The organism is Acetobacter nitrogenifigens DSM 23921 = NBRC 105050, assembly GCF_000429165.1.
GTDB classification, from domain to species: domain Bacteria; phylum Pseudomonadota; class Alphaproteobacteria; order Acetobacterales; family Acetobacteraceae; genus Acetobacter; species Acetobacter nitrogenifigens.
In genome coordinates this window covers 81,469-100,006 of the sequence record NZ_AUBI01000010.1, presented here as the reverse complement: position 1 = coordinate 100,006, position 18,538 = coordinate 81,469, and the positions used below count along the sequence as shown (strand labels likewise).

Sequence of the window (18,538 nt, the reverse complement as noted above, 5' to 3'; positions counted from 1 at the left end):
TCTCCCATGGCTTCCCTGAAGGAACTCCGCGCTCGGATCGGCAGCGTCAAATCGACGAAAAAGATCACGAGCGCGATGAAGATGGTCGCCGCAGCCAAGCTGCGGCGCGCGCAGCAGAAGGCTGAGGCCGCGGGTCCTTACGCCGTCGCGATGCGTCGGATGTTGGGCGAACTCGCCGCCGCCATGGCGGGGCAAGACGGCGCGCCGAAGCTTCTGGCAGGCACGGGCGGAGATCGCGTGCATCTTCTGGTCCCGATCACCAGTGATCGTGGTCTTGCTGGCGGGTTCAACTCGAACATCAACCGCCGCACGCGTCAGACGGTCCGCAAGCTTCAGGCTGAGGGTAAAATCGTCAAGCTTCTGCCGGTGGGACGCAAGGGCGCGGATTATCTCGCCCGCGAGTTCTCCGATCTGATCGTTGATCGCGTGATCGGCGTTGGCGGCAAAGAGCTTCCGTTTTCCGCCGCCAGCGACCTTGGCGACAAGATCGTGTCGCTGCTTGACGCTGGCGAGTTCGATGTCTGCACCGTGATCTACAATCAGTTCCGCAACGTGATGTCGCAGGTTCCGACGCCGCTGCAACTGATTCCGTTGGGTCTTGATGACGCCGCCGCCGCTGAGCCCGACGCAAACGCAGCGCAGTATGAATTCGAGCCTGACGAACAGACGCTGCTTGAACGTCTTCTGCCCCGGAACCTGCAGGTGCAGCTTTACGCCGCGATGCTGGAATCCGCTGCAGGCGAGCAGGGTGCGCGCATGACGGCCATGGACAATGCGACCCGCAACGCGGGCAAGGCGATCGACCGTCTGTCGCAGACCTACAATCGGACGCGTCAGGCGAACATCACCAACGAGCTTATCGAGATCATGTCGGGCGCCCAGGCGGTCTGACAGACTTCTCTTCCAACCGCGTAGACGAAACTTCCCCCAGGAGCTGACCTCATGTCGGACACCATTAATCAGACCCAGGCCTCAGCTTCCGGGGCTTCGAACAACGTGGGCCGTATCACGCAGATCCGCGGCGCGGTCGTTGACGTGCAGTTCGACGGCGCCCTGCCGAAGATCCTCGGCGCGCTGCATGTGAAGAACGGCGAGAACACGCTCGTCCTCGAAATCGCGCAGGAAATCGGCGAACACGAAGTCCGCTGCATCGCCATGGACACGACGGACGGTCTCGTCCGCGGTCAGGAAGTGATCGACACGGGCGCGCAGATTTCCGTGCCTGTAGGGCCGGAAGTGCTCGGCCGCATCATGAACGTGATCGGCGAGGCGATCGACGAGAAAGGTCCGATCCGCGCCACGCGCCGCGCTCCGATCCATCGTCAGGCTCCGTCTTTCGAAGAGCAGGCGTCGGCGTCGGAAATTCTCGTCACCGGCATCAAGGTCGTCGATCTGCTGTGCCCCTACCTGAAGGGCGGCAAGATCGGCCTCTTTGGTGGCGCGGGCGTCGGCAAGACGGTCATCATCCAGGAACTGATCAACAACATCGCCAAGGCTCATGGCGGCGTGTCGGTGTTCGCGGGCGTCGGTGAACGTACGCGTGAAGGCAACGACCTGTATTTCGAAATGCAGGACGCCGGCGTGATCAAGGTGAACGAGGACGGCTCCACCGAGGGCTCCAAGGTGGCGCTGGTCTACGGCCAGATGAACGAGCCGCCGGGCGCCCGCGCGCGCGTCGCGCTGTCCGGCCTGACGCAGGCTGAATACTTCCGTGACGAGGAAGGTCAGGACGTCCTGTTCTTCGTCGACAACATCTTCCGCTTTACGCAGGCTGGCTCGGAAGTGTCGGCGCTGCTGGGCCGCATCCCTTCCGCCGTGGGCTATCAGCCGACGCTGGCGACCGAAATGGGCGCGCTTCAGGAGCGCATCACCTCGACGAAGAAGGGCTCCATCACCTCGGTGCAGGCCGTCTATGTCCCTGCCGATGATCTTACCGACCCGGCTCCTGCTGCGACCTTCGCCCATCTTGACGCTACGACGGTTCTTAACCGTTCGATCGCTGAAATGGGCATCTATCCGGCAGTCGATCCGCTCGACTCCACTTCGCGTTCGCTCGATCCGAAGATCGTCGGCGAAGAGCACTACAAGGTGGCGCGCGACGTGCAGCGTATCCTGCAGACCTACAAGTCCCTGCAGGACATCATCGCCATCCTCGGCATGGACGAACTGTCCGAGGACGACAAACTGATCGTTGCGCGCGCTCGTCGCATCCAGCGCTTCCTGTCGCAGCCGTTCCACGTCGCCGAGGTGTTCACCGGAGCGCCGGGCAAGCTGGTCGCGCTGGAAGACACCGTGCGTTCCTTCAAGGCGATCGTCGCCGGCGAGTATGACGATCTGCCGGAAGGTGCGTTCTACATGGTCGGTTCGATCGAAGAAGCGGTGGCGAAAGCCGAGAAGATGAAGGAATCGGCGTAAGCCGAGACCGGAAGGGACAGTTCAGATGCCGATCAAGGTCGAAATCATCAGCCCCGAAAAGGTTCTGGTGTCCCGTGACGTCGACATGGCCGTGATGCCGGGTGAGGAAGGCGATATCGCCGCCATGCCCGAGCATGCGCCGATGATGCTTCTGCTGCGCGGCGGTACGGTTTCCCTCTACGAAGGCGAGACGGTTACGGATCGCTATTTCGTCGCGGGCGGCTTCGCCGATATGACGGCGACCCGTTGCACGATCCTGGCTGACCAGGCCGTGCCTGTGACGGAAATCTCCATCGACTCCGCAACGGCTCGCCTTGAAGAACTGACGGAAGCGTGGGACGCGGCTGACAAATCCGACATCACACGCCTCGATGGCCTGATGGCGAAAATCCAGTCGGTTCGCGCCGAAATCGAAGCCGGTCTTCCCCCCGAATAAGACCAGAGACCCGGAAGACCGCTTGGATCTTCCGGGTTTTATTCATCCAGCAGGGCGAGAGCGCGCTCGCAGAAATCGATCCAGTGCGCTTCCGATTCAATGCCCGCCCGCAGGATGAGATGACGCAGTCTCTGTTTGCGCGTCGTATCCGGATCAGAAAAATCCTTTTCTTCAAGCGCCAGATAATGGGCGAGTGTTGCGCGATGCGCAGCCAGTCGCGCCTCGACGCCCGTCGTTAAAGCCGTCGGGCCGAGAATTGCGGCGGCGCGCAGACGCACCATCAATTCGTCCCGGACGGGTCGCGGCGCCTGGAGTTCTCCGACCCATCGCTTCAGCTCCGACAGGCCTGCGGGCGAGGCTTTATAGGCGCGCTTGCGTCCGCGTCCGGTTTCGATCGGTAGAGGTTCGATCCAACCTGACGCCTTCATGGTGGCGAGTTCCCGGTAAATCTGCTGGTGCGTTGCAGGCCAGAAATACCCGATGGAGCGGTTGAAGCGGTCTGTCAGTTCTGCGCCGCAGCAGGGACGCTCCACCAGCGCGGTCAGCAAGGCGTGGGCTAGCGACATGCTCGAGTGGTCCTGAAGCCAGGTTAGTTCAAATGAATGCGTTCGAATGGGAAAAGTATTTGCTGGAACAGTAAAACAGGGCAGCGGCGCCGAGTCGGATTTCTACGAAGACATCCGTCAGGCTTACGTGAAGTAGTCCCACCGCCACATTCGACGGCGGCCGGTTTGCGGAAACTACGACTCAAACTCGTTCCGGCGTCTGATCCCCCATGACACGGTCTGGTGATCGTGCCCCTTGTCTGGGGCCCTGCTCCGTTCAGACAAGGCGGAGAGGCTTCACGCGACAGTTCAGTTCACAGGGCGACGCCCAGCCTCACCCCCTGATCTATCGCCCGTTTGGCGTCCAGCTCGGCAGCCACGTCCGCGCCGCCAATCAGGTGAACAGACGCCCCTGCCTGCCGCAGAGGGGCTTCCAGCTCTCGCCGGGATTCCTGCCCGGCGCAGATCACCACAGTCTCCGCCGGGATCAGCTTGTCCTCTCCACCGACGCTGACGTGCAGCCCCTCTTCGTCGATACGCCGGTATGTGACGCCCGACACCGAGACGACGCCTTTCGCCTTGAGTGCGGCCCGGTGAATCCAGCCGGTGGTGCGCCCGAGCGTTTCACCGGTCTTCCCCTCTTTGCGCTGCAACAACGCGATGTGGCGAGGGGAGGCTTCGACTGACGGAACGCGCAGGCCGCCGGGTTCGCGGTAATCGGTGTCGACCCCCCACTCGGCGAAGAACTGGGCAGGTTCTGTAGCGGCGTCGGGGTCGGGTTGGGAGAGAAATTCGGCGACGTCGAAGCCGATGCCGCCCGCGCCAATAATTGCGACGGCCTGACCGACGGGCGCGCCGTGCAGCACGACGTCGACATAGCTGAGGCTTTTCGGCAGGTGGACGCCTTCTATCTCCGGCATGCGCGGCCGGACGCCGGTGGCCAGGACGATTTCGTCGAACGACCCCGCGAGCAGTTGCTTTGCATCGACCTGCGTGTTCAGCGCCAGCTTTACGCCTGTCAGGTCGATCTGACGGCTGAAATAGCGGAGCGTATTGGCGAATTCTTCTTTTCCGGGAATGCGGCGCGCGATGTTGAACTGACCGCCGATTTCGGATCCCGCTTCGAACAGTGTCACGTCATGGCCACGCGCTGCAGCGGTGACGGCGCAGCTCAGCCCGGCGGGTCCGGCGCCGACTACGGCGATGCGGCGAGGGTTAAGGCTGGGCTGAGGGTTCAGGTCGGTTTCGTGGCAGGCTCGCGGGTTCACGAGGCACGACGCGATTTTCCCGGCGAACGCGTGGTCAAGGCACGCCTGATTACAGGCGATGCAGGTGTTGATTTCATCGGCGCGCGCCTCGCTGGCTTTGAGAACGAAGGCCGGATCGGCGAGCAGCGGTCTGGCCATGGAGACGAGATCGCAGAAGCCGTCTGAAAGCAGGGCTTCCGCCACGTCGGGCGCGTTGATGCGGTTGGTTGCGACCAGCGGCACGGAGACGTGCCCCTTCAGGCGCTGCGTCACCCAGGCGAAGGCGGCGCGCGGGACGCTGGTCGCGATAGTGGGCACCCGGGCCTCGTGCCAGCCGATACCGGTGTTGATGATGGTGGCGCCAGCGTCCTCTATGGCTTTGCCGAGTTGAATGACCTCGTCGATGCTCGAACCGCCGGGGACCAGATCCAGCATCGACAGCCGGTAGATCAGAATGAAATTGGGGCCGACCCGCTCGCGTGTGCGGCGGACAATCTCGACCGGGAAGCGGATGCGATTTTCGTAGGAACCGCCCCATTCGTCCTCGCGCGCGTTGGTGCGTGCGGCGATGAATTCATTGATGAGGTAACCCTCTGACCCCATGATCTCGACGCCGTCGTAGCCGGCGGACTGCGCTAACGCCGCGCACTGAACGAAGTCTTCGATCGTCCGCTCGATGTCCTCGATGGAAAGGGCTTGTGGCGTGAAGGGGTTGATCGGCGCCTGAAGCGCGCTCGGGGCGACAAGGGTCGGCTGATAGGAGTATCGGCCGCAATGCAGGATCTGCATCGCGATCTTGCCGCCGTTGCGATGAACCGCGTCTGTGACCTGGCGGTGTGGCGCCGCCTCGGCCTCGGTCGTAAGGCGCGCGGCGTGCTTCATGGTGCGGCCTGCGTCATTTGGGGCGACGCCGCCGGTGACGATGAGCGCGACGCCCCCCGCCGCGCGCTCGGCGTAGAACGCGGCCAGACGTTCGAAGCCGTCGGGCGCTTCCTCCAGCCCCAGATGCATCGATCCCATGATGACGCGGTTTTTCAGCGTGGTGAAACCGAGGTCTAGCGGCGAGAGGAGCGACGGGTAGCGCTGCATGGCGCTGGTCCTTTATGCAACAAGTTGCATATCAATAATCCGGTTAATAAATGATAGCAATGGCGTTTGATATCGTGGTCAACAGGGGCAAGGAAACGGACCTTGTGGCGATCCGAGAAGGAGCGTTCAGGAAGCCAGAGGATGGAAATTCTCGCCGCCGCCATATGGTCGGGGGGAGGAGGGCTGACTGATGTCGCCGACAGCTCGCCTGACTTTTTAAGGTCAGCTTCCAGACCGAGGCGTTTCCTGTTCCGTCAGCTGGGTTTCAGCAGAAGTGCGTAGCGTGCTCTCACACAGTGAGTCTGGTTTTGTTCACGCTCGATGCTGCATGTAATCGCCACGGCAGCAGGTTTTATAGATATAAATTAATGTGTTGGAGCGCTGTCTCAGGCCTCTCGTCGGAGATCAGCTCAGACGCTCTGTGGCGTAGCTTCTAGCGGTGCTGACAAAACAGGATGGATGCGACAGGGCAACGAACGCGCGGCCTAGCCTGTCGTGACCGGCTGCATCGGCCCCTCTTTTGAAGCGGAAGGGGGAGAACGGGGACGCTGACTGGTGGAGAGCGTCGAAAACCACCGGAGGACGGCGCGTCTGTGCGTTTTTCCGGCGGCTCCCCCTGATGTCGATGGCGAGGCGGTTAGTGGCTCAGCCGCGCCCACGATATCCCGGCACGTCCTGCGCGGGAACCCACACTCCGGCCGGAGCCTCGCCGGTCTGCCAGAATACGTCGATCGGCATTCCTCCGCGGGGATACCAGTAGGCGCCGATGCGCAGCCATATCGGGTCGAGTGTCTCCACCAGCTTCTGAGCGATCGTGACTGAGCAATCCTCATGAAAGGCGCCGTGGTTGCGGAAGGACGTGAGGTAGAGCTTCAGCGACTTGCTTTCGACGATCCACTCGCGCGGGATATAATCGATCACGATATGGGCGAAGTCCGGCTGACCTGTCACCGGGCAAAGCGAGGTGAATTCCGGTGCGGTGAAGCGCACTACGTACTGGCGATCCTGATGCGGAGCCGGCACGCGTTCAAGATGGGCGGCTTCGGGCGATGCAGGAATGGCGGTCGCCTGACCGAGCTGCGTGAGAGCCGCAGCGCCGTTGTCGTGTTCTGTCATCGGGTGGCTCCGATAGAAAATTCGGGAGAATGGGACGCGCCGATCCTGTGGGCGCACAAGCGCGCCGGGTGTGTCAGAGCGCAGCCGCCTGCGTCAAGCGTATCCGTTATGGCTACCGTGGCAGCTTTCGTTCCAGCGGGCTCCTGTGTAAGAAATGGCTCATGGCCAAACCCGCCCGACACAGCTTTCCGGAACCGCGCCTTATCGTGCGGACCGATGATCTCGCCGAGACTGTCTCCCGTCTTCGTAACGAGCCGTTCGTCACGGTCGACACGGAGTTCATGCGGGAACGCACCTACTGGCCGGAGCTGTGCCTTGTGCAGCTTGCTGGCGCCTCCGAGGTCGCTCTGGTGGATGCGCTGGCGCCCGGTCTGGACCTTACGCCGCTGGCCGAGCTGTTCGACGATACGTCGGTCGTGAAGGTGTTGCACGCGGCGCGCCAGGATCTGGAGATTTTTCTCCACCTCTTCGACCGCCTGCCCACGCCAATGTTCGACACGCAGGTCGCGGCGATGGTGGCGGGTTACGGTGAACAGGTCGGCTATGACAATCTGGTGGGGGCGCTTACCGGCGCAGTCATCGACAAGAGCCATCGCTTCACCGACTGGTCGGCAAGACCCTTGTCGCAGGCGCAACTGACATACGCGGCGGCGGATGTGACGCATCTGCGCGATGTGTATGAGCATCTGCTGCGCATCCTCGCCCGAGAGGAGCGTGGGGCGTGGGTCGCATCCGAGCAGGCGGCGCTCTCCGACCCGGAGCGTCTGCGGGTCGACCCGGAAAGGCAGTGGGAGCGGCTGAAGGCGCGCACGGGCAATCGTCGGATGCTGGGCGTATTGCGCGCGATCGCTGCCTGGCGCGAGATCGAGGCCCAGAACGCCAACATCCCGCGCCAGCGGATGCTCAAGGACGAGAGCCTGCTGGAGATCGCGGCTACGGCGCCTCGGACCGTCGAGGCTTTGGCCCGCGTACGCGGCGTGACGCGCGGTTTTGCCGAGGGGAAGAGCGGCGCCGGGTTGCTGGAGGCCGTCGAAATCGCGCTGGAGCTTCCGGACGCGGAGTTGCCGAGGCCTGCGCGGGGCAAGGGCGTCGACGGCCCGCGGGCATCTCCGGCTCTTGTTGCGTTGCTGAAAGTGCTGCTGGCCCATCAGTGCGAAAAGCACGACGTTGCGCAGAAATTGGTGGCGACGTCCGATGAATTGGACGCGTTCGCTCTTGAACAGGACCAGGCAGGCCCCATCATGACAGGGTGGCGCCGCGATGTGTTCGGTGAGGAAGCGCTGGCGTTGTGCGAGGGCAGGCTGTCGCTGGGCGTCAAGGGCGATCGGGTGGAACTGATCCGCAAGGGCGACGCCCCGACGTAAGCGGGGACGTTTCCGGCGCGATTCGTTCATACAGAGTGATCCACCGGTTATCCATAGGGTTATCCAGCCCTTTGTCCCCAAGATTTTGTGGCGCCTTCCTTGAGCCGACCACAATATAATCCTATTTTCCGCCAAACTCGGAGTGGCGAGGACCGTTCCGTCAAAGGGAGGCCGATGTCATGGACTGGACGGAAGAGACGATCGCTCGTCTGAAAGAACTGTGGGAGCAGGGTCTCTCCACGGCCGAAATCGGACGCCAGATCGGCATCACGAAAAATGCTGTGGTCGGCAAGGCGCACAGGTTAGGTCTGCCTGCGCGGCCGTCGCCAATCCGTCGGCCGGGCGGCAAGAGCGCCAGCGCCAAGGCGGTGGACGTTGAAAAGTCTTCGGCGCCTGCGGAGCGCACAGTTGCAACTGCGGAAGTTGTGGCGGAGCCCCCGGTGAGCGTCGTGACGACAGCGCCTGCTCAGGCGGCTGTCCCCGTGGAGAACGCGCCTGCGCCACCGGTTGCTGAAGCGCCGATCCGAGAGGCGTCGCCTGCCGCTGAGGTCGCGGAAGCTGTCGCTGTGGTCGAGGCGACGGAAGTTTCGGCCGTCGTCGCCGAGACCTTGGCGGAGTCTTCCCGTTCCGCCGCAGCTGCGCCGGTCAAAACTGCAGAGGCGCGGCCTGTGGCGTCGAGCCCGGCGACTGCGAACCCGGTTTCTCGCGAACAGGTCGCCACGCCTGCGCCGACTCCAGTCAAAGCGGCCGCGCCGCGCGCCGCCTTCCGCAATGTAGTCAGCCCGCCTGCTGAGTCTCGCAAGCGTGGGCCAAGCTGCTGCTGGCCGCTTGGCGATCCGGGAACGCCGGGTTTTCGTTTCTGCGGCGCGGCGCCGTTGGCTGGAAAGCCCTACTGTGCGGAGCACGCGTCTTTGGCGTACGTAAAGTTGCGTGACCGTCGCGATAACGTGGCCTGATAAGGGCGTTCGCAAGTTCGGCCGTTTTTTATGGCCGGACTTGTCAGCTTTCGCGCCGTGCGCGTCTGGAATCGGTCTGGCTGGCGTCTTGACGCCTGCGGCCGGTGTCCTCGTCTCCTTACAAAACAGACTGATTCAACATCGTAATTTGTCGCGCGGCAGGCTCGCGTCGGAGCCGCCAGCGGCGATAGTCAGGGCGGATGCGTCCGATTTCCCTTCGAAAACGAGGGTCGCCTGATCGGCGTAGCCTTATCTGTAAGGGCCAGCTTTTGCGCTGCTGTAGTTGCCGGCTCCGAGGTGATTCCTCGAGAGCGAAGATCAGAGAGCGTCGTGTCCTGAGGGATTGATCGCGCCGGGCAAGCGCCGATTGTCGTTCGGGCTGCGCAGTAAGATGGGCGGCATGAAAAATGCGACGGCCCGGCCTTAATCCTGGCGAACGTAAAAGAAATTAGGCGACGCTTCATTTCTGTGCGGCGCCGAGCGCTGGCGTTCAATCTTCAGAACATCGGGAAGCGGGCGTCGAAGACGAGGGGGTGCGTCAGGCTTCCCTATCCGAAGCGCTATGCGGACTTCGGAGGAACGGAGGCGAAGTTTGAGAAGCGCTTATCCGGGAAAATCCGAACAGGAACAAGGGGGCCTTGTTTCCAAAAAGAAAGCCCTGCATGCGCGAACGCTATACAGGGCTTCTCTTCAGGACAGGCGGGTGCAGCGCCCGCCTGTCGCCGTAATCAGGCGGCGCTGGGCGCCGGAGTGGGCGTCGGAGTCGACTGCGCCGGAGAGCTGGAGGAGGACGCGGAGGAAGGGCTCGCTCCGTCGGTCAGCATTTCAAGCTGGCCGGTGATCTGGCCGCCGTCTTCGACACGCAGGCGCTTGCAGGTGGCCTTGCCAAGCAGGCGTCCGGTCGCGCTGACTGTCAGGCTGCCGCGTACGGTCAGGGTGCCGTCGACCGTGCCGGCAATTTCTGCGTCCTCGACTTCGACGCCGCCGCGGAACAGGCCGCCGGGCGCAACGGAGAGTTGCTTCGCCACGATCATGCTCGACTCAACAGTGCCCTCGACGACGAGGCGCTCTGCATCCTGCACGGATCCCTGAACGCTGATGCCGCGTCCGACCACGAGGGTGCGGCGCTGCTCTTCCTCGCGGCGAGGCGCAGGGCCTTGCGGACGCTGCGCCATGGGGCCCGGCGCTCCGGCGGGGGCTCCGCCCGGCGCGCCTGTAGGCACGGCGTTGGGCGAAGGGGTGGAGCCAGGAGCGGGCGGGAACGGGGCACGACCCATAGATGGGGTATCCTTTGCTTGTGGAGGAAATAAGGGCGCGCCGCTTTTGTCTGGCGCTGGGGGGCGGGCGCCAGACGGCGGCGCGGCTGGGGCCGCGCTGGGGGAGGGAGCGGACTGGCCGGTCTGACTTTCGTCTGGCTTACGTCTTCTGAACAAGAAAACCCCGTCACTCTTGTGGCTGCGTGCTAGAGGTCACACGACGCAGCCGGATTCTGGGTTCACGCGAACGTCAGGCTGACGGCTTCACCGACGCGACCCGAATGACCTTCACGCAACCTGCGCGAGCGTCCACGTGCTTGATTCGGTTATACGCATCAATGTGTTCGCCACAAGGCGTTTGCTGTAAATTTGAGTTAAATTCGCTCTGCCTGTTCCTTGTCCTGCAAGGCATACGTGGCGCGGTCCGACCGATGCGGATAAGGGATGGACCGCGATACATAGGGAAGAGTTATGAATACGCTTTACGACCTCCTCGGGATCGGCAACGCGATCACGGACATAGTGGCTCGGGTGGATGCCGATTTTCTTGAGCGGCACGGGCTGACGCCGGGATCAATGTCCCTGATCGACGCAGATCGTGCGGCGACGCTTCGCGCGCAGATCGCCCCGGAGAAAGAGTCAGGCGGCGGTTCGGCCGCCAATACATGCGCCGTCGCCGCGGAACTCGGGGCGCGGGTCGCCTATCTGGGCAAAGTCGCCGACGACAAGGCTGGACGCGCCTTCTCCGAAGATCTTCGTGCAAGCGGCATTACATTTCCGTCGCGCCCTCTGGACGGGCGGGAGGGCGCGAACCTGTCCACCGCCTGCTGCGTCGTTCTCGTCACGCCGGACGGCCAGAGGACGATGAACACGTACCTCGGCGCCTGCACGCACTTCTCGCCGGACGACGTGCTTGCCGATGTCGTGGGCGCGGCGAAGGTCGCCTATCTCGAAGGCTATCTTTTCGATCCGCCGCAGGCTCAGGAAGCGTTTCGTCGCGCAGCTACGATCGCGCACAAGGCGAAACGCAACGTGGCGTTGACGCTTTCGGATCCGTTCTGCGTGGCGCGCCATCGCGACGCGTTCCGAGATCTGGTGCATGGCCATATCGATATCCTGTTCGCGAACGAGGATGAGATATGCTCCCTGTATCAGACTGAAAGTTTTGAGGATGCGGCGACGCAGGCCTCACGGGATGCGAGTTTCGTGGTGCTGACGCGTTCGGAGAAGGGAAGCGTCATCATCCGCGACGGCGAAAGAACGAATATCGCGGCGGTTCCCACGACGGTTGTCGACACGACAGGAGCGGGAGACGCTTACGCCGCCGGGTTCCTCGCGGGGCTGACGGCCGGACGTTCGATGGAGGAAAGCGGGCGTCTCGCCTCCGTGGCGGCGTCGGAGGTGATTTCCCATTTCGGAGCGCGGCCGTTGACCTCGCTCTGGAAGGACATCGCCCTTTAAGGCGAGGCCTTCTGCATGGGCGTCTTCCGGAGGGAGTTCTTTCCGGAAGACATGTCCTGAGATTTCGCCGTCGAGTGCGGCGTCGCGCCGAACTCGACGCCGTAGGCCTTCAGCACGCTGCGGGCCTGTGTCTCCCATGGCGTGGGGACGAATTCCCGCACCACCTGTCGCCGCCACTGCTCTAACCCAGCAGGGTCGTCGAGAACCTCGCCGATTACCCGGAGCGCGTCGTCGATGTCCTCCGGATCGAAGTAGCGCCCCAAAGGCCCCCCGGCCTCCGGGATCGATGTGGTGGAGGACGCCACGCAAGGCTTGCCGAAACTGAGGCTTTCGGTGACCGGCAGTCCCCATCCCTCAAAGATCGAGGGGAACGCGGTGAACAGGCAGCCTTGATAAAGTTCGGCCAGTTCCGCGTCGGACGGGCCGCTGATCAGCCTGATTTTTCCGTCAAGCCAGTTGGCGTTTTCCAGTTGCTGCATCAGATCGGCGACAAGCCAGCCGACCCGACCGGCGAATACCAGTGTAGGGACATCCTCTGCAGGACGTTCTTCCAAAAGACGCCGCCATACCCGAAAGAGCAACGCGTGGTTCTTTCGGGCCTCAATGGTCGAGACGAACAGGACGTAGCTGCCTTCTGGCGGCAGGTGAGGCGAACGCTGGGCGCTGGGCCAGCGCTTGCCTGACAATTTTGGGCGGCCAGCGTCTTGCTGCGGCGTTTGGCCGAAGCCCGAGCCCATGCCGATCGACTGCACGGCGTCGTTAAGGAGCAGGCGCTGTTCGACAGCATGTGCTTCGACGTCGCGCCGTGTCGCGTCACTGATGGCGAAAATCCGGTCCGCGAGCGGTAGGATCATGCGGTGCCATTGAGAGAATGTGGAGATGATGCCGCGATCGCACCATTCCGGGCACCTGATCGGTACGAGATCGTACATGAGCAGACCGAAAGACATCCGCAATTCATCACGGAGCCAGCGCACCGAACGTCCGTAGTCCGCATGACGCCAGGGCGATCCAGGAACGAAGAACGCATCGCCCGGGCGTGCGGCGTCAGCCAGGCGAACGCCTTCTTCCACCACGACGGCGTCTTCGCCGACTTCCGCGAGTAGAGCCTCGCGTTCGATATTGGCGCGGCGTTTGACGTCAATCATGCGCAACGCATGCTGAACAGCGTTAAGGGGTGCTACCGCGAGTTGTTTTACGACCTCCAACTGCGTGTCGAGTATGGCGGGCAGCAGCGCGGCATTGTCGGCGGGCGGCGCAAACGGAACGCCCGGTCTCGGCGGCGGAGGCGCTGCAGGAGGTGGCGCCTGCGTCGGCGCGGCGCCGGTCACGCTGTCGAACAGCGCGTGGATATAGGTCCAGTCGACGGTTACGAAGTCGCACGGGCCATGACCGCGGCGCACAAAGCGGACATGGTCTGGCGCCATAGTCACCAGAGCACGGCTCAGCTCATACACGACACGCTGAATGCCGCTCGGGCGATTGTGGTGGGAGAGGTGATAAAGCAGGTCGTCGATATCGACCCATAGCGTGCGGCCAGTCATTGCACGCCTCCCTTGACGAGGGCAGGCGTCGGGAGTTTGTTGGCGGACACGTTGTCTGCGCCTTCCGGTTTATGAGCAGCGGCGCAGGCGTCCAGCACGGCGTCGGCTGTTGTTTCCCAGGAAACGCGCGGGAAGTCCTTCGTGACCTGCTCCCGCCAGAGAGCGAGGCCTGCGCGGTCGGCGATCACGTCACGGATCACGGCGGTCGCATCCTTGGCGCTTTCCGGATTGAAATAGCGGGCGAAGGCTCCGCCAGCTTCCGGAACGGATGTTACGTTCGAGGCGACGCACGGGCTGCCCATCATGAGGCTTTCCGTCACCGGCAGACCCCAGCCTTCAAACAGGGAAGGGAAAACGGTGAACATGCAGCCACGATAGAGCCAACGCAGTTCTTCGTCGCTCGGATCACGCAGAAGGCGAATCTTGCCATCCAGCCAGTCCGTGTTTTCGAGCTGTTGCATCAGGTCTGCGACCAGCCAGCCGACGCGCCCGGCGAAGACAAGAGTCGGTACGGCGTCCGCGCCCAATTCAGCGATGAGGCGACGCCACACCCGGAAAAGCAGCGCATGATTTTTGCGTGCCTCCATTGTCGATACGAAGAGCACGTAGGTGCCAGGTTTGGGCAATCCGCCCGGCGGCGTGGCGTCTTTCGGCTCATCCTGTTGCGCCGTCAGGCCGAACCCGGTGCCGAGGCGAATGGTGCGCACCTTGTCGGCCAGACGCAACCCTTCCTCTTCCGCGTAGCGCTCCACGTCGCGCGCGGTGGCGTCGCTGATCGCCAGAAGGTGCGCGCACTGGGGCAGGGTAGAGTCAAGCCAGTGGCGAAAAACTTCGACCAATGACTGCGCGCACCACTCGGGGCGGCGGACGGGGATGAGATCGTAAAGTAGCAGGACAGGCCGCAGCCCGTGAATCTCGCGAACCACCCGCAGGCGTTCGCCAAAAAGCGGATCGGACCAGGGGGCGCCCAGAACGAGGAAGATGTCGCTGGGCGCGGTGTCGTAGGTCGGGATCGTCGGCGACGCCGAAGAGAACGAATCGATGGAAGTAATAACGGGCCGCTCGGCGTGGTGCACGGTCGATGTCGCAGCAGAGGCTTCATGCGAGGTTTCATAAAGCCGTCGCGCGCGCTTAAGGCTCCAGTATCGTCGCGCCAGTCGAGCGGTGCGGACCTGCATCACGCCCGCGGTAAGGAACGGGTTGGCTATGCTGGGAGGTAATGCCTCCAGACGCCGAATAGCGCTGTGTCGCGCATGTTGCATCAGTCCCACGGGAGTAAACATGCACAAAAGTCGTTTGAGCATGCGCTTGGCGCGTCTATCGACAGGAGCGGACGAAGTCGGGGAGGGCGTCGGGCGAGCCACTTTCTGCGCCGGTTTGTCGGTAGACGGCACGCTCTTGGACGACGTAGGCGCCGTGTCGCCGGAAAGGCGATCGAATATGGCTTCAATGTCACGGAACGCGATTTTGGAAAGTGCCGAACCGTCAGCGCCGCGTCGAACGAAAACAACGCGTGGAGCATCGGGTCTGGTCTCGGCTCTTTGCTCAAGAACCCTCAGAATTTCGTATACCAGACGCTGAATGCCGCTCGGGCGAGGGTTGGAAGCAGCATATTGGAAGAGATCGTCTACATCGATCCAAAGTGTATAGGCAGGCGTTTTGTCTGAAGAAGGGCTAGCCATATACAGGAGTTCCGTAGCAAGTCTGGTTTCCGGCAGACGCAAATATACACGCCAATGCCGATCTGTACATCGTGAACGTTTCGATGGACCACATGTTTATATGAGCGTCAAGCGCATGCGGAAACTGTGTTTCGAGGGGCGGAACCGGGGGAAGTCTTGCGCGCCGGACGCTTTGCGGGCACCCCTTGAAGCATGAGATTCCTCCTTCCGTTTTCCATGTTGTATTGGACGATCATCAGGAATGGGGTTTTTTTCGTGCAATGAACTCTCGTCGTGACGCGGACAAGGCGGCTGCGGTAGTTCAGGTCTTCGCCACTGCTCTGGGGCGCTTGCCCGAACGGCCTGCGGTAGAGCATTTCGTTTCTGTAATGGAAACGCTGGATGCGCCGTTTGCGGACGTGACCGCTGTGGACCGTATGGCGGACATGATCGTCGGTTCTGACGAATTCCGCCAACGATACGGCGCTAAGCACGAGTCCGATGTGCTATTCGTGCGCGCATTGTTTCGCGACGCGTTAGGCCGCGAGCCCACGACGCTCGAATATATGCGCTTCGCCCGCCGGTCGAGCCGAGCCTCGGTGCTGGCGGAGGTGGCCGGGGCCCCGGAAATTCTGGGCCGTTTCGATCCGTTCGAATGGCTTTATCCGCATGGCGCGCCAGTGCAGGACGATCGCGCCTATGCCTTGTGGGCAGAGAGATATGATAGCGAGGGCGGGCCGAAAGATGCTCCGCTAGCTGCGGATCAAAAACCGTCGATCACCTTTTTATTGAATGTGCCAGCCTGGCGTTTTGATCTTCTGGAAGAAACGCTTGCCTCATTGCGGACCCAGACTCATCCTGGGTGGGCGGCATGTGTCGCGGCGAGCGTTGACGACTTTCGCACTGTGGAGCGACTGCTCGATGGGGCGTGTAAAGATCCACGCGTGCGGGTTCTCTCCGTGCCGCCCGACGTTGACGCGCGACAGGTTGCCTTTCAGGCAGCGGAGACGCCGTTTATCGCCTTCCTCGAACCCGGCGATCGTCTGAGGGCGTCGGCAGTGCAGTTTATTGCGGAAGCTTTGGCGGAATTGCCTGAAACGGCTCTGCTTTATACCGACGAGGACAGGATCGACGCGCACGGGCGTCGATGGGGCGGGCGTTTCAAGCCCGGATGGAGTGACGATCAACTGCTGGGCGGCGACACAATTGGGCAACTCGCCGTCATGGCGCGCGAGCGGATTATTGCGGTTGGCGGTCTGGACGCGGCTACCGCGTGCGTGAGAACGGCTGAGGCTTGCGACGTTCGGCAGTGGAGTGTGGAGGAGCGGGAGCGGGCGTTCCAGCTTGCAGTAAAGTTACGCGTTGCGGAGGCGACGGCGACTGACCAGATTGTGCATCTGCCGCGCGTGCTGTTTCATCGCGGGCGCGGATTTTCCGGACCGTCGCAGATGGTGGCTGCCCGGGCGTCCCCTCATGCGCCTGTTTTTGTGGAGCATGCTGTCGTGGCGCGCCATATCGCCGATTGCCGTCCTGGCCTGAGGTTGACGGAGGCCTCTCTGGACGTAGCAGGTCCGACCACCCACAGCATGCTGTGGCCCCGTGTTCTCTACCCATTGCCGACAGTCATGCCTACGGTTTCGATTGTCATTCTGACGCGTGATAACCCGGATCTGCTCGCGCGCTGTCTTTCCGGATTGCTCTACGACACGGATTACCCTGCTTTCGACGTGACCATCGTCGACAATGGAGGCGTCGAGCCTGAGGCGGCGGCGCTATTGCGGCAGCTCGCAGCCGATCCACGTGTGACAGTGCGACGGATCGACACTCCGTTCAACTGGGCGGCGCTGAACAACGAGGCGGCGCGCGGCACGAGCGGCCAGTTGTTGCTTCTGCTCAACGACGATATCGAGATCCTGCGTCGCGACTGGCTGGATGAGCTGGTCCGGCAGGCGCTTCGCCCGGGCGTCGGCGTCGTCGGCGCGCGCCTGCTCTATCCAGATGGAACGCTGCAGCATGGCGGTATGGCGCTGACGCCGGACGGAGCGACGCATATCCTGCGTTACGCTTCGTCCGGGGAAGGAGGATACCTTGGCCAGATCGGGTGGCAACGCGACATGCTGGCGGTGACGGGAGCCTGTCTGCTGATTCATCGCGCATTATTTGAGGAATTGGGCGGGTTGGACGAAGAGTTTCGCGTGACATGCAACGACGTCGACCTCTGTTTGCGCGTTGTCGCCGCGGGGCGGCGCGTCGTGTGGACGCCGCACGCCGTGTTGACCCACATAGATGGCGCAACGCGGGGAAGGGACTATCGGTCGGACCGTCAGGTGCGCTTCTTCAGGGAAACGGCGCGGTTGATCGGCCGCTGGAGCGCGCTTATCGCCTCGGACGCGACGATAAATCCCAATCTGAAACTAACTGATCGGGACGTTCTGCTGGCGCCGCCGGCTGATCAACATGGCTGTCCCGAGGGGGGAAGATGACAGGGCTGGGCGTCAAGGCGTAATGATCGCCCTTCGATCAGTCAGTGGCGCTTTCTCTCTCACGCAGTGCGTGCCTGCTGCGCGTCCTTGCCCAGTGCGCCGAAAGTTTATAAGCGACTCAGTGCAGGCGCTTTCCGGGACGTTTGGCTCTGAAGTTCAAACGCAGGGGTTTCAGACGCGCGGCCGACAGTGGCCGGTCGGACGGGATGTTAAGGCGCATGTCGGGATGAGGACAACGTGTGCGATGATCTCCATAGACCTGGCCGCCGCCGCCGAGCTTTCCGTCACGTCCACCCGGCCCAAGGTCGAGGATCGCGGCTTTATGGTCGATTATCTGCGGCGTTCTGCGGAAGCGATGGTCGCGTTCGCTGAGGATGAGGCGGCTCAGGCGGCCATGCATGACCTTGCAGAGCGTATCTCCACGTCACTGGCTGCGGGTGGACGGCTGCTGGTCGCAGGGAATGGCGGCAGTGCGGCGGACGCGCAACACATCGCTGCGGAGTTCACCGGGCGTTTGATGTATGATCGTCGTCCATTGAGCGCAGTGGCTTTGACCACGGACAGTTCAAGCCTGACGGCCATCAGCAACGACTACGGCTTTGCCGAGGTGTTCGCGCGCCAGGTCTCGGCGCTCGGCTGCCCCGGCGACGTGTTTCTGGGGATTTCGACTTCGGGGAAGTCGCCAAATATTCTGCGCGCCTTCCAGGCGGCGCGAGACGCTGGCGTGATCACGGCTGCGTTCTCCGGTGAAGCTGGAATCGTCGGGGCGACATGCGATGTGACCGTGGCTGTTCCTTCAGCGTGGACGCCGCTGATCCAGCAGATGCACATCACCGCAGGGCATATTGTCTGTGGCCTCGTCGAGCGCACGCTCTGCCCGCAGCGCGTAGAAGATTGAAATCCACGCCTCGGCGGAGCGCTGTAGACGCTCTCGGTAACACGCCATGCGTCGGCACGAGGTTTAC

14 protein-coding genes are annotated in these 18,538 nt (G+C 62.7%); 8 read left to right on the top strand and 6 right to left on the bottom strand.

Features of this window, described 5'->3' with window-relative positions:
• Positions 1–6 precede the first annotated feature (6 nt).
• Genes G442_RS0112335 through atpC form a run of 3 tightly spaced genes read left to right on the top strand, consistent with a single transcriptional unit; the run spans position 7 to position 2,851 of the window.
• Positions 7–891, top strand: a complete 885-nt coding sequence (locus G442_RS0112335) for a F0F1 ATP synthase subunit gamma (protein WP_026398244.1) — start codon at positions 7–9, stop codon at positions 889–891.
• A 51-nt stretch (positions 892–942) separates the two neighbouring features.
• Complete coding sequence (atpD, locus tag G442_RS0112330) at positions 943–2,415, top strand: F0F1 ATP synthase subunit beta (RefSeq protein WP_026398243.1); 1,473 nt, start codon at positions 943–945, stop codon at positions 2,413–2,415.
• Between the two features lie 25 nt (positions 2,416–2,440).
• Positions 2,441–2,851 carry an ATP synthase F1 subunit epsilon gene (gene atpC / locus G442_RS0112325; RefSeq protein WP_026398242.1) on the top strand — a complete coding sequence of 137 codons (411 nt, stop codon included), beginning with the start codon at positions 2,441–2,443 and terminating at the stop codon, positions 2,849–2,851.
• Between the two features lie 38 nt (positions 2,852–2,889).
• On the opposite strand, the gene G442_RS0112320 is transcribed toward atpC, so the two are convergent.
• The 3 genes from G442_RS0112320 to queF all read right to left on the bottom strand — a co-directional run bounded on the left by G442_RS0112320 (position 2,890) and on the right by queF (position 6,848).
• A complete protein-coding gene (locus tag G442_RS0112320; protein ID WP_026398241.1) occupies positions 2,890–3,417 on the bottom strand; it encodes a PadR family transcriptional regulator in 528 nt (175 codons plus the stop codon).
• Between the two features lie 293 nt (positions 3,418–3,710).
• Positions 3,711–5,732 (bottom strand): FAD-dependent oxidoreductase, encoded by a 2,022-nt coding sequence (locus G442_RS0112315; RefSeq protein WP_026398240.1) that lies wholly within the window; start codon positions 5,730–5,732, stop codon positions 3,711–3,713.
• Between the two features lie 645 nt (positions 5,733–6,377).
• Positions 6,378–6,848, bottom strand: coding sequence for a preQ(1) synthase (gene queF, locus G442_RS0112310; protein ID WP_026398239.1), 471 nt, complete (start codon positions 6,846–6,848; stop codon positions 6,378–6,380).
• A 161-nt stretch (positions 6,849–7,009) separates the two neighbouring features.
• Between queF and rnd the strand changes: the two genes are divergently transcribed.
• A complete protein-coding gene (gene rnd, locus G442_RS0112305) occupies positions 7,010–8,212 on the top strand; it encodes a ribonuclease D (protein WP_026398238.1) in 1,203 nt (400 codons plus the stop codon).
• A gap of 179 nt (positions 8,213–8,391) precedes the next feature.
• On the top strand, positions 8,392–9,168 hold the full coding sequence (locus G442_RS0112300) for a GcrA family cell cycle regulator (RefSeq protein WP_026398237.1): 777 nt from the start codon (positions 8,392–8,394) through the stop codon (positions 9,166–9,168).
• A 728-nt stretch (positions 9,169–9,896) separates the two neighbouring features.
• Here the strand turns inward: G442_RS0112300 and G442_RS0112290 are convergent.
• Complete coding sequence (locus G442_RS0112290; protein WP_246789435.1) at positions 9,897–10,601, bottom strand: bactofilin family protein; 705 nt, start codon at positions 10,599–10,601, stop codon at positions 9,897–9,899.
• Positions 10,602–10,895: 294 nt separating this feature from the next.
• Here G442_RS0112290 and G442_RS0112285 point away from each other — a divergent pair, with 294 nt between their 5' ends.
• Positions 10,896–11,885 (top strand): adenosine kinase, encoded by a 990-nt coding sequence (locus G442_RS0112285; protein WP_026398234.1) that lies wholly within the window; start codon positions 10,896–10,898, stop codon positions 11,883–11,885.
• On the opposite strand, the gene G442_RS22140 is transcribed toward G442_RS0112285, so the two are convergent.
• A complete protein-coding gene (locus tag G442_RS22140; RefSeq protein ID WP_051292270.1) occupies positions 11,882–13,429 on the bottom strand; it encodes a glycosyltransferase family 4 protein in 1,548 nt (515 codons plus the stop codon). The genes G442_RS0112285 and G442_RS22140 overlap by 4 nt on opposite strands.
• Complete coding sequence (locus G442_RS22135) at positions 13,426–15,111, bottom strand: glycosyltransferase family 4 protein (protein WP_084440569.1); 1,686 nt, start codon at positions 15,109–15,111, stop codon at positions 13,426–13,428. Before G442_RS22135 ends, G442_RS22140 begins: the two co-directional genes overlap by 4 nt.
• 260 nt (positions 15,112–15,371) lie before the next feature.
• On the opposite strand from G442_RS22135, the gene G442_RS22130 reads away from it, so the two are divergent.
• Both G442_RS22130 and G442_RS0112265 read left to right on the top strand, forming a co-directional pair.
• Positions 15,372–17,573: a glycosyltransferase gene (locus G442_RS22130; RefSeq protein WP_146882447.1), complete on the top strand. Its 2,202-nt coding sequence runs from the start codon at positions 15,372–15,374 to the stop codon at positions 17,571–17,573.
• Positions 17,574–17,895: 322 nt separating this feature from the next.
• Positions 17,896–18,471, top strand: a complete 576-nt coding sequence (locus tag G442_RS0112265) for a D-sedoheptulose 7-phosphate isomerase (RefSeq protein ID WP_026398233.1) — start codon at positions 17,896–17,898, stop codon at positions 18,469–18,471.
• Positions 18,472–18,538 lie beyond the last annotated feature (67 nt).

What these genes read in the sequence shown, in the direction of transcription:
- G442_RS0112335 (WP_026398244.1), top strand. Translation starts at nt 7, where the DNA reads ATGGCTTCCCTGAAGGAACTCCGCGCTCGGATCGGCAGCGTCAAATCG.
- atpD (WP_026398243.1), top strand. Translation starts at nt 943, where the DNA reads ATGTCGGACACCATTAATCAGACCCAGGCCTCAGCTTCCGGGGCTTCG.
- atpC (WP_026398242.1), top strand. Translation starts at nt 2,441, where the DNA reads ATGCCGATCAAGGTCGAAATCATCAGCCCCGAAAAGGTTCTGGTGTCC.
- G442_RS0112320 (WP_026398241.1), bottom strand. Translation starts at nt 3,417, where the DNA reads ATGTCGCTAGCCCACGCCTTGCTGACCGCGCTGGTGGAGCGTCCCTGC.
- G442_RS0112315 (WP_026398240.1), bottom strand. Translation starts at nt 5,732, where the DNA reads ATGCAGCGCTACCCGTCGCTCCTCTCGCCGCTAGACCTCGGTTTCACC.
- queF (WP_026398239.1), bottom strand. Translation starts at nt 6,848, where the DNA reads ATGACAGAACACGACAACGGCGCTGCGGCTCTCACGCAGCTCGGTCAG.
- rnd (WP_026398238.1), top strand. Translation starts at nt 7,010, where the DNA reads ATGGCCAAACCCGCCCGACACAGCTTTCCGGAACCGCGCCTTATCGTG.
- G442_RS0112300 (WP_026398237.1), top strand. Translation starts at nt 8,392, where the DNA reads ATGGACTGGACGGAAGAGACGATCGCTCGTCTGAAAGAACTGTGGGAG.
- G442_RS0112285 (WP_026398234.1), top strand. Translation starts at nt 10,896, where the DNA reads ATGAATACGCTTTACGACCTCCTCGGGATCGGCAACGCGATCACGGAC.
- G442_RS22140 (WP_051292270.1), bottom strand. Translation starts at nt 13,429, where the DNA reads ATGACTGGCCGCACGCTATGGGTCGATATCGACGACCTGCTTTATCAC.
- G442_RS22135 (WP_084440569.1), bottom strand. Translation starts at nt 15,111, where the DNA reads ATGGCTAGCCCTTCTTCAGACAAAACGCCTGCCTATACACTTTGGATC.
- G442_RS22130 (WP_146882447.1), top strand. Translation starts at nt 15,372, where the DNA reads ATGAACTCTCGTCGTGACGCGGACAAGGCGGCTGCGGTAGTTCAGGTC.
- G442_RS0112265 (WP_026398233.1), top strand. Translation starts at nt 17,896, where the DNA reads ATGGTCGATTATCTGCGGCGTTCTGCGGAAGCGATGGTCGCGTTCGCT.